This window comes from Flavobacterium collinsii (assembly GCF_902804485.1).
Lineage (GTDB): Bacteria > Bacteroidota > Bacteroidia > Flavobacteriales > Flavobacteriaceae > Flavobacterium > Flavobacterium collinsii.
Map to the genome: position 1 here is coordinate 57,255 of NZ_CADCST010000058.1, position 11,381 is coordinate 68,635.

An 11,381-nucleotide genomic window follows, 5' to 3' on the forward strand; every position below is an offset into this window, starting at 1 on the left:
GTAAGATTAGAGCAAAAAACAATAATATAATATCATTTGATAATAATATAACATAAAAATAACACTTGGGTTAGGGTTAGATTTGAAAGATAAATTTGTAACACAGGTCAAATATTTAGGTTTAAATCTTAATAAATTAAGATTTAAACTACATGTATTGCAAATAATTAACTAAAAAACAAAAAATATAACCAAAAACAAGTATTATGAAAAAGCAACTACTTTTATTAGTGTTGTGTTGTCTCTGGAGCGCCCAGGGAATTAGAGCACAAGACTTAATTGGGCCTTCGCACAGCTGTCGCACAAAGGAGGTCAATGAATTGCAATTGAAGAATCACCCCGGTTCTTTAAAAGAGAATAAAGCTTTTAATCTTTTTAGTAAAGAGTATGCTAAAAAGATGAGTACTAGAAAGAGTTCCGAAAATACGACCTACATCATACCGGTTGTCTTTCATGTGTACGGAACTTCATTCAACGGTAAATCGGTTACACTTCAAAAAATACAAGCTGCATTAAAAAATCTTAATGAGGATTTTAAGGGATTGAATGATGACTTTAATACAGTTGAGCCTTTTTTCCAGGCCAGAAGAGGAACTTTAAATATTGAGTTCAGGCTGGCACAAATCGATCCTAGCGGAAAATGTACTACGGGAGTAATTTTTGAAAGAAAGAAAAATGGATATGGTAACGGAGGCGGTTACGACAACCAGATTCAGGCAGATGCATGGGACAATTATAAGTACATGAACGTTTACATTCAAAACGATCTGTATGCCGATGGAGCGACCAATAATTCTGGGGTTTGTTGGTACCCGGATTCCTGGATGTCTGATAATAATTTGGCAAGATGTGTTTATAATGGTGCATATTTGGGAGAGAACACAAATAAAGAATTTGCATCAGTACTTACGCATGAGTTTGGACATTTTTTGAATTTGATTCACACTTTTGATGGTGGCTGTACTGGCACCGATGAGGTAGACGATACTCCAAAAGAAGATGGAAAACACTCCTTAGGCTGTGTACCGGGAACAAATTGTGACGGTGACAAAGTAAATATCGAAAATTATATGGGATATAATGCTGCGCAAGGATGCAGTAAAATGTTTACTCAAGGACAGGTGGTAAGAATGTTGGCCGCTTTACAGCATCCCGCAAGAAGAACATTATGGACGGCACAAAATTTAACTGCGACCGGTGTTAATACCACGGGAAGCAGTTTGGTTTCTGATATCACAAGTTTTAAAGAAGATATTGTTAATAACGGAACGATCTCTGGTAGTGCCAGTATTACCTTAAACGGAACTACATTTTCTAAGTCAAGCGGGACGCTAACTTCGGGGGTTGATTTTAATGCTAATTTACCGGCTGGTTTAAGCGCCGTAATTGTGATCAATAGTAGTAATCAGGCTACGGTTACTATTATTGGGACAGCAGTAAGCCATAAGGCAAGTAATACTACTATTGGCGGAATCACTTTGTTAGCTCCTGCTTTGACCGGAGGGGTGGGCGGTATGCTTTGCGATGGATTGAGCTGGAATTTTAAATTTAGAGATCCTTATGGTATTTTCTTTGTTGATATCCCTGATATGACGGTTACATCAACTTCTACATGGAAAGCTTTTTTGGTTGAAAAAGGAGATGATGTAAAGTATGGTGCCTGGAGATTTGCAGCCAATCATTTAAAAGTAGAAACTTATGGAAAAAGACTGGTAACTAATGCAGGAACAAATAATATTACACCTCTTGGTTTTAATACTGCAATTAATGCTAGCAGTAATTTTACAGGACCGGGAGCTTATCCAAATCAATTAGATATAAGAACGCCGTCTTATACAATTTGGGATGGAAAAACAGATTATTTTGGTTTTGAATACAGCGTTGATGGAGAAAAATGTTATGGATGGTTAAAGGCTGTTGTTAAGGCAGATGGTTCGGGATACAGTATTATAGAGTATGCTTATAATACACAACCGGGAGGAACAATCTACACCGGAATGACGGATAAAGTTGCTTTAAGTGTCTCTCCGGTTGTCCTTTTCGAAGCAGCGGCCAATAATGGAAGTCTTTCGCAAACTTCTTCTCTTAAGTTAACGACTAATAACGGAACTTTTGTTAAGAATTCTGGAGAACTAATTCCCGGAGTCGATTATACGATTAGTGGAGTTCCGGCAGGTTTGACGGCTAAGCTAAACGTGATTAGCAATACCGAAGTACAATTGGCTTTCACCGGAAATGCTGTTGCTCATTTAAAAGATAACAGTGCTTCAGTGGTGGTAACATTTTTAGATGCGTCTGTTACAGGTGGCACAGGAGGGTTGTCGAGTTCTGTTGCGTCTGTCAAAGTTAATTTCAGAGATCCTTACGCCATCGTACATGTAAAAGACGTGAATTATTCAGCAGATGCTGTAAATACCTGGAAATTCTTTAGAATTACAGCCGATGCGGATCAACAGGATTATGGCGTTTTTGTCGATAAAGGAGATCTTAAATTAGAAACCTATACCAAATCAATTGTCTGCGAGGGTAGCTCTTTAAATATGACTTTGATTGGAGCGAATCAATTGATCAATAGTAGCAGTAATTTTGTTGAAGGAGGCAGTTATCCTAATCTGCACAACTTAAGAAATGCTTCTTATAAATCATGGGATGGAAAAACCGGTTATATTGGTTTTACCTTTACAATTGCGGGAGAGGCTTGTTACGGCTGGTTTAAAGTAAAAGTAAATGCTAAAGGAACGTCTTATACTTTATTAGAATATGCCTATAACACTGAGCCTGGAGCGGGTATCAACACCGAAGATATTCCGGTAGATCTTTCGGTTCATTTGGCCAATACACCAGACGAGATCACCGAAAATGCTTTGAGTAATGATGGAAGCTTTGATACAAAAGTAACCATTCAGCTTACCACAAACGACGGCACTTTTACAAAAAGTTCAGGAAGTTTGGTTCAGGGAACAGATTTTAAGGTAACAGGATTACCTGCAGGTTTAACAGCTGAAATTGTGATACTAAATAGCACAACAGCAGAGTTAAGTTATACTGGTAAAGCAACGGCCAATGAAGCAACAAATTCAAGCACCGCAACCATTACTTTCCTGAATTCTGCAATTACCGGAGGAGCTGCTATTTTGGATAGTGATAATTTTACGACTAAGTTTAATTTTAAGAATGCTTATAAAATTGTTTATGTCGATTTACCAACTCCTTTTACCGTATCGGTTACTGGTTCGAAGTGGAATCCGTTTAATATTACAGCTGAGGCGGATAATGCAAGTTATGGTCTATTTGTGGAAGGCAGCGATTTAAAGTTGGAAACATATAATAAGGATTTGGTTTGTGAATCCGGAGGAAACAATATTTCCTATTTGGGCTATAACACTACCATTAACGGAACGAGCAATTGGAATGGAACAAGAGTTCCTACTTTAAGAAGTAGTTCGTATACGGCTTGGGACGGTAAAAAAGGGTACATCGGATTTAAATATACAAAAGACGCACATTCGTTTTATGGTTATTTTGAAACAACTGTAAGCGCAGACGGGGAGAGTTACACCATCGATAAATATGCTTATAATACAGCACCGGAAGGTTCTATCACAACTCCAGCTTTATTTGCTCATATTGCTAATGTACCGGCTGGCATTTCTGAAGATGTGTCCAGTAACAATGGTACTTTCAGTACTATCGTAGCATTGACAATCGATGGCGGAACTTTTGCAAAAAGCCAGGGCAATCTGGTTGAAGGTACTGATTATACTATAGCAGGTTTACCTTCAGGTTTGACAGCTAACATCAATATAACAAGTAGTACCACAGCGCAGGTAACTTATTCCGGTAAAGCGGTATCAAATGAAGTGCTAAATGCAGGCACAGTGACCGTTACGTTTTTAGATCCTGCCATTACAGGCGGAATTGCTAAACTGGATGTAGCTCATTTTACTACTAATTTTACTTATATCGATGCGTATAAAATTATTTATGTCGATTTGCCAGCTCCATTAACGGTAGCGGTTGGAGGTAGTACATGGAATTTTTTCAGAACTACAGCAGATGCTGATAATGCCGATTATGGATTGTATGTCGAGGGTAGTAGTCTAAAACTGGAAACATATAACAAAGATTTAGTTTGTGAAACCGGAGGTAACAATATTTCCTATTTGGGGTATAATACTACAATTGATGGAACTAGCAATTGGAACGGGACAAGAGTTCCTACTTTAAGAAGTGGTACTTATACAGCCTGGGATGGCAAAACGGGGTTCGTTGGTTTTAAATACACTAAAAGCGGAGTTGCCTATTATGGCTATTTTGAGGTGGTTGTCAATGCCGACGGTCAGAGTTATTCTATAGGTAAATATGCTTATAATACGGCTCCTAATGCTGCAATTACGACACCTTTCCAATTAGGTTCGGTGAAGCTGACCAATACTCCGGCTGTAATTGCTGAAGATAAATTAGCTAACGAAGGAACTTTTAATACTACAGTAGAAGTACAATTGACCACAAATGGAGGAACTTTTACAAAAAGTTCAGGAAATTTAGTTGAGGGAACAGATTTTACCGTAACAGGTTTGCCATCAGGATTAACCGCCCAGATCAGTGTCGTAAACAATACTACTGTTCAGGTTAGTTATAGAGGTAAGGCAGCTGCGCATGAAACTGCAAACACAACTACAGCGGCAATAACCTTTTTGGACGCAGCAATTACTGGGGGAGTGGCAGTTTTAGAATACAAATCGTTTACTACCGGATTTACTTTTACAAATGCTTATACCGTAGTTAAAGTAGATTTGCCAAGCCCTATTATAGTATCGGCTTTAAATCCTTTAGGATCCTTTAGGATTACGGCTGAGGCCGATGGAAATGAGACCGAATTTAAGCTACAGTATGGTGAAGATGGTTTGAAATTTTTGACCAATAACGGTTTAGTAAGTGAAACAGGAACAAGTTCAATTAGTTTCATTGGAACCAACCAGACAATTGGAGGAAGCAACAATTGGAATTTGTTGGGAGATGCAATGATTAGCAGTCCTGCTTACAATAACTGGAATGGAAAAACGGGATTCATAGGGTTTGCGTTTGTTAAAAATGGCATTTCTTATTATGGTTATTTTGAAGCGGCCGTAAGTACAGACGGGAAAAGTTTTGCAGTAATACGATATGCATATAGTGCAGGACCGCAGGCTTTAATTACAACACCTGCTACAGTTGATAGTTTTACTTTTCCTACTTTGGGAACTGTCGATTTTGAAACTAAAGTTAGCTATACCCAATATCCAAACCCGTTCAATGAGGCAATAAACATTAGCTCTGCTTCATTTTTAGGGAAAAAAGTACAAGTGTTTATTTATAATAATTTAGGGCAAAACATATTCACAAAATCATATGATGAGTCTGCTGATTCGATAACTATTGATGGCAGTAATTTCACCACTGGTTTCTACTTCTTAAAAGTGACAGTGGACGGTAAAGTTCAGTCAGTTAAAAAGATAATAAAATATTAAATTTTAACCCATTAGATGAAATCATTTGAAGTAAACTAAAATGCCTGGCTAATAAAGATACTGTCAAAGTAACAGATGCATTTTTGTCTATGATAAATATATTGAGCTTAAGAAATCAACTGTTTTGCTTTTAATCGGTTGGGGATTAGTTTTTATTTATTATCAATATTGGGGTACTCTATTAAAAAAAAACTTTTTGACCTAAAAAGAGGCTGTCAGATAAAAATTGACAGCCACTTTTTTTTAAGTAATAGACTCAAGGGGCTTTTATAATTTTAAACATTAAAGCCTCACTTATGAGAGTTCAGGTTTGGTTTATGATCCCTCGTACCAGCTAAATTTATCTTTTATAATAGAAGTTTTTTCCAGTTTCATATACTCCAGAAGAGAGGCGGAAACCGGAGAATGTTTTTTTCCTTTAAGCCATATTAAACTCCATGTAGTTTTAATGGGTAATCCTTTAAAAGGAATAATTTGCAGCTCCTGATTGTGTAACTCATTCTTAATTCCAATTAAAGGCATAATAGAACAACCTAATCCTGCAATTACTGCCTGTTTAACCGCTTCATTAGACGTAAGCTCCATTTTCTTGTCAATAACAATAGCATTTCGATCAATAAAACGCTCCATCGTTTGTCGGGTGCCGGATCCTTTTTCTCTAAAAATAAGAGGCATATTCTGGAGTACCTCATTCGAATTTTTGGTGTTTTTGAACTTCGTTTTAGTATTACTCACCAGATACAGCTTATTTTGAAGTAAATCTAATTTCTCAATATTCAAGTTTGAGGGAAGAATTGAAACCAAGGCAAAATCAACTTCATTTTTTTCCAGACTACTAATCACTTTACTTTTATTCGTCACATCCATCTGCAACTCAATTCCTGAATGCTCTTTCATAAAATCGGACAGAAAATATGGCATTACATATTTACCGGTCGAGACAACTGAGATTTTTAATTTTCCAGTCAATTGTCCCTTATAAGCCATTGTTTTGAAATTGATAGTCTCTACCTGATCTATTATTTTCTCTGCAATTTCTGCAATCTCCCTCCCAAAATCGGTAATACACAATCTTCGGCTCACCACCTCCGTCAACGGAATGTCAAATTGATCCTGAAGGTTTTTGAGCTGAATAGAAACTGCAGGCTGTGTCAAATGGAGTTCTTCTGCAGCTTTGGTAACACTTTGTGTCTGGACAACCTTTAAAAAAATATGAAGCTGATGCAATGTATAGTTCATAAAAATATTTAATGTATAGTATTACAAATATAAATAAAAATTTATAAACATAAAGAATCAACTTTGCCAGCGCTTAAGATCTGAATCTTTCTAAGAAAGGCTAGAAGTGCAAAAATCGCCTAATCTTAAAATTAGAACCAGACTTTTAAAAGAACAAATCATAAAAAAAAACAAATGGTTGAAAAAGAAAAATCAAAAAAAGTGAAACAAAAAGGATCTGTTTTTAAGATTCTGTTTTGCATAATCTGTCTGATTACAGCAATTATGGGGGCTGTATTATTTGAAAATCTATTATTCAGAAGACTCTCAGATGCCATAATCATCTTAGCGCTATTAAATCTTATTCGGTTATTATCCGGTAACAACATTATCAACTTAATTATCACACATGAAAAACACACAAAAAATTCAATTAATTAAAGGATCCTATTCTAACGAAGAAGCCAAAGAAATTTTATTCAACCTGATCAATGCGAAAATAAATTTTCACAACCTAAAAAACTTTAGTGACGACGAACGCTCCGGAAATCTTGATGAAATTAGTTTAAAGAGAATCACAGAACTTACCGAAAGTAAGGAGGTAATTTCAGAAGTTATAAACTACGCAACTAAAGAAAACTTAAAGATTACAATAGACAACGACATCTTTTTAACAGTCGAAGCTCAACAAACAGCAAAAGAAAATTAGTCCTGACAGTCAGAAGGGAAAATAAAAAAAATATGATAAGCAACGATATTGGACTCGCAGCCGAGATATTAAAAAATGAGGATGTAATCGGTTTTCCAACGGAAACTGTTTATGGTTTAGCCGGAAACATTTACAGTACCAAGGCTGTTCATAAAATATTCCGCATTAAACAAAGACCATTACACAATCCGCTGATTGTACATATCAAACAGATTGAAGATTTGGACACAGTAGCCATTGAAATACCTGAGCTAGCAAAAATCATGGCACACAAATTTTGGCCGGGTTCGCTCACTCTGCTATTAAAAAAACATCCTGACGTTCCTGAGCTCATCACAGCGGGGCACGAAACCGTTGCCGTTAGAATCCCTAATCATCCTGTAGCATTATCTCTGTTACATCAATTAGATTTTCCCGTGGCAGCTCCCAGTGCTAATCCATTTGGTTCTATTAGTCCAACTACTCCCGAGCATGTTGATGCCTATTTTAAAGACGAGCTCCCATTGGTTTTAAATGGAGAGACCTGTAAAGCCGGGATAGAATCTACTATTATTGGGTTTAAAGGAGAAAGTCTTGTGATCTATCGCTTGGGGGCAATTTCTAAAGAAGAAATAGAAAATGTTGCAGGGCCGGCAACGCTTTATAATAAAGAAGAAAATACTCCCGAAGCTCCAGGTATGCTCTCAAAACATTATGCGCCTAAAGTAGCTTTACATTTAACGGATAACCTTTCAGAATCAATTCGCAAATTTTCAGATAAAAAAATAGGATTGTTGGTATTTAGACAACATAGGGAAGATCAAAATAGTAAATACCAAATTGTTCTTTCTCCTACTGGTAGCCTGAAAGAAGCGGCTTCAAAATTATATGCAGCACTTCATGAATTAGATGCTATGGCACTAGACATTATAATCGCAGAACGTTTCCCGGATCACGATCTTGGGAAAACAATTAACGATCGACTTGAAAGAGCTTCAAAAAGATAAAGAATATGGGAGTTTCTGTATAATAAATCAGACAATAGTACTGCTTTGTCCACGGGGCAAAGCAGCAGTTACAGCAAAGAAAACACACCTAAAAGTTTAAAAAGTACAAACGTATGAATCTTAATTTATTACTTGAAAATTTAACCAATCCTGCACTGCTCTTTTTTGTATTAGGTATTATAGCGGCGTACTTAAAGAGTGATCTCGAAATTCCAAAGAACTCATCTAAATTCATTTCACTTTATTTACTATTTGCAATTGGTTTTAAAGGAGGGCAGGAGTTATCTCACGAAGCTTTTACAAATGAAATCCTCTGGTCAATGTTATTCGGAATTTTTATTTCGGGAATAATTCCGGTTTATACTTTTTTCATTCTTAGAAGAAAATTAAGCGTTTACGATGCCGGTGCTATTGCTGCGGCATATGGTTCTGTGAGTGCAGTTACTTTTGTTACGGCGGTCTCCTTTTTAGAGAGTCAACAATTAGCACTGCACGGTCATATGGTGGCAATTATGGCCTTAATGGAATCTCCGGCTATTATTATCGGGTTGGTTTTGATTTCTTTCTTCAATAAAGATAAATCCAGCTCTATTCAAAAACGTTCAGCATTAAAACATTCTCTAACTAACGGTAGTGTGCTGCTTATTCTGGGAAGTTTAGTGATTGGTTATCTGGCAAGCGAAAAGCAGGCACAGGGAATTGAACCTTTTACAAATGATTTATTTAAAGGATTTTTAGCTATATTTTTACTGGATATGGGAATAACAAGCGGACAAAAAATGAAATCCTTCTTTTCTTTCGGATGGTTCCCTTTTCTTTTTGCAATTTTGATCCCTTTACTTAACGGCTGTGTTTTTGCAGTATTGAGTTCGTTCGTAACCACAGATATAACCAATCGTTTTATCTTTGCTATATTGGCAGCAAGTGCTTCTTATATTGCGGTTCCTGCGGCAATGAAAATTACAGTTCCTCAGGCAAATCCCGGATTGTTTTTGCCAATGGCTCTCGCTGTCACTTTTCCTATCAATATAACAATAGGACTTCCGCTTTATTTTCTAATTGTGCAAAATTTTTAAAATTACCCTTCACTAGTTTATGGGAATTAAAGGGCAAACGAGTTAACCTGCTCTAAATAAGTGTTTTTACTTTTAAACGGTACGCATTATGTTTATATAGGTCTATAAAAAATGCTAACCCTTTAATTCCTTATACATTAAAGTTCTGTTTCTTGGTAGTACATTAACTTGAATGCTCTGATTTTACCTTTTGCAATATAGCTTCTTTTAATTCATTATTTTTAAAAGAGAAATAAAATAGGTAGTATTAAATTTAATGTTGATTGATTTCTTAGATTTGTATAGTATCATAAAACTAGCCGATCATGCCATTAATTGAACAATCAGAATATAATTTACCTTCGATTATTCATCGCAATAGGCATATTTCTACTATTTATGCTGCCTTGATTAAAAAGTATGATGTTCCCGAATATACAAGAGAGAAACATGAGCTAAGTGATGGAGATTTTATAAATATCGACTTTGTTATAAACGATTCTAAAAAAGCAGTCATCCTGTGCCATGGTTTAGAAGGTGATTCGCGCAGAACATATAATAATAGTTGTGCAGCTTATTTTCAGGAAAAGGGTTTTTCCGTTTTTGCATGGAACAATCGCACCTGTGGAGGAGAGATGAATCGTCTCCCAAGACTTTATCATCACGGTGCGGTGGATGATCTTGACGAAGTTGTACAGTTTGTTTTGCAAAAAGAATTCGAAGATGTTTACTTAATTGGATATTCAATGGGAGGTGTTCAGCTCTTGAATTATTTAGGGTGGACAAAAATCGACGAACGGATAAAAGCAGCGGTTTCTATTTCTGTTCCAACTCATATAGCAACAAGTGCTGCTGTACTCAAGCAAGGTTTTAACAGGGTCTATTTGAAGAACTTTACAATTGATATTAAGAGAAAGCTAAAACACAAGGCAGCACAGTTTCCTGATTTTATAAACCGCGATCAGATTGATAAAATATCCTCGTTTGATGAGGTCGATCAGTACTTTACGGCACCACTGCATGGATTTGCAAGCCTGGACGACTATTACCAGCGCGTTTCTCCGGAATTTTCTCTTCAAAACATTACAATTCCGGTCTTAATTATTAATTCATTAGACGATCCTTTTTTGGGAGAAAGGTGTTATCCCAGAGCTATAGCCCAGGATAGCGTGTATGTTTATTTGGAAACTCCAAAATATGGAGGGCACTGTGCTTTTCCACTGCGTAATTCAGCGTATTCCTATGTAGAGACAAGGGCTTACGAGTTTTTTGAATCCTTTAAAGGTCTTGCATAGTATTTAGTATTGTAGAAGGTGTAATTGAATAAACATCACAAAAGAAGTTATCGATAGTTTAAATTAAATACCTACTTATATATAGTACCAACCCGGCAGGTTTTTTCAACCTGTCGGGTTGGTTATTTTTATTCCTATATATTAAGGAGTGATTTTGTTCAGCTGATCGAAGTTGAAGCTTTGAGGTTTGGAATTTGGAATTTGAGATTTGGAATTTGAGATTTGGCATATTTAGTAGCTTTCTCCCGCTATTGGTTTCAATCTTTTGCTTTTTAAAGGAAAAAGCAAAAGGATTTCCACTTCTATCGGGGCTAGGGCATGGGTTTTCAAAAGGAAATAAGGCAAAAAAGCAAAACTTATCGCCTTTGCGTCTTTGCGAGACTAGTAAAATAGGGGTGTTTCGAAGGAAGGTGTAGTATTGAATCTAATTCACTAAAGAAAAACCTTTCAAACCTGAAAATAGTTTAGTTTGTAAAAGGGGTGTTATCAGAGTGTTAAGGTAAAGTTTAAAAAAAGATCAAAAATAGTTCGATAAAAAGCTTGCAGAACTCAATAAAGTGACTACTTTTGCACCCGCAACAGCGATAGACGTTCACTGAAATACTGAC

At 36.3% G+C, this 11,381-nt stretch carries 6 protein-coding genes; 5 read left to right on the forward strand and 1 reads right to left on the reverse strand.

Translation table 11 applies throughout. The features are described from left to right. The first annotated feature begins 206 nt into the window (after positions 1-206). Positions 207-5,510, forward strand: coding sequence for a zinc-dependent metalloprotease (locus tag FLA105534_RS03190; RefSeq protein WP_173964603.1), 5,304 nt, complete (start codon positions 207-209; stop codon positions 5,508-5,510). Positions 5,511-5,825: 315 nt separating this feature from the next. Here the strand turns inward: FLA105534_RS03190 and FLA105534_RS03195 are convergent, their stop codons facing one another. Beyond that, positions 5,826-6,749 carry a LysR family transcriptional regulator gene (locus tag FLA105534_RS03195; RefSeq protein ID WP_173964604.1) on the reverse strand — a complete coding sequence of 308 codons (924 nt, stop codon included), beginning with the start codon at positions 6,747-6,749 and terminating at the stop codon, positions 5,826-5,828. Positions 6,750-7,137: 388 nt separating this feature from the next. Here FLA105534_RS03195 and FLA105534_RS03200 point away from each other — a divergent pair, with 388 nt between their 5' ends. The 4 genes from FLA105534_RS03200 (at position 7,138) to FLA105534_RS03215 (ending at position 10,773) form a co-directional block, all read left to right on the forward strand. After that, on the forward strand, positions 7,138-7,437 hold the full coding sequence (locus tag FLA105534_RS03200; RefSeq protein WP_173964605.1) for a hypothetical protein: 300 nt from the start codon (positions 7,138-7,140) through the stop codon (positions 7,435-7,437). 32 nt (positions 7,438-7,469) lie between these two features. Next, entirely contained in the window at positions 7,470-8,423 is a 954-nt protein-coding gene (locus tag FLA105534_RS03205; protein WP_173964606.1) for an L-threonylcarbamoyladenylate synthase, read from the forward strand. Between the two features lie 113 nt (positions 8,424-8,536). Beyond that, entirely contained in the window at positions 8,537-9,499 is a 963-nt protein-coding gene (locus FLA105534_RS03210; protein ID WP_173964607.1) for a sodium-dependent bicarbonate transport family permease, read from the forward strand. A 305-nt stretch (positions 9,500-9,804) separates the two neighbouring features. Beyond that, positions 9,805-10,773: a YheT family hydrolase gene (locus tag FLA105534_RS03215; RefSeq protein WP_173964608.1), complete on the forward strand. Its 969-nt coding sequence runs from the start codon at positions 9,805-9,807 to the stop codon at positions 10,771-10,773. Positions 10,774-11,381: the final 608 nt, after the last annotated feature.

What these genes read in the sequence shown, in the direction of transcription:
- FLA105534_RS03215 (WP_173964608.1), top strand. Translation starts at nt 9,805, where the DNA reads ATGCCATTAATTGAACAATCAGAATATAATTTACCTTCGATTATTCAT.
- FLA105534_RS03190 (WP_173964603.1), top strand. Translation starts at nt 207, where the DNA reads ATGAAAAAGCAACTACTTTTATTAGTGTTGTGTTGTCTCTGGAGCGCC.
- FLA105534_RS03205 (WP_173964606.1), top strand. Translation starts at nt 7,470, where the DNA reads ATGATAAGCAACGATATTGGACTCGCAGCCGAGATATTAAAAAATGAG.
- FLA105534_RS03210 (WP_173964607.1), top strand. Translation starts at nt 8,537, where the DNA reads ATGAATCTTAATTTATTACTTGAAAATTTAACCAATCCTGCACTGCTC.
- FLA105534_RS03195 (WP_173964604.1), bottom strand. Translation starts at nt 6,749, where the DNA reads ATGAACTATACATTGCATCAGCTTCATATTTTTTTAAAGGTTGTCCAG.
- FLA105534_RS03200 (WP_173964605.1), top strand. Translation starts at nt 7,138, where the DNA reads ATGAAAAACACACAAAAAATTCAATTAATTAAAGGATCCTATTCTAAC.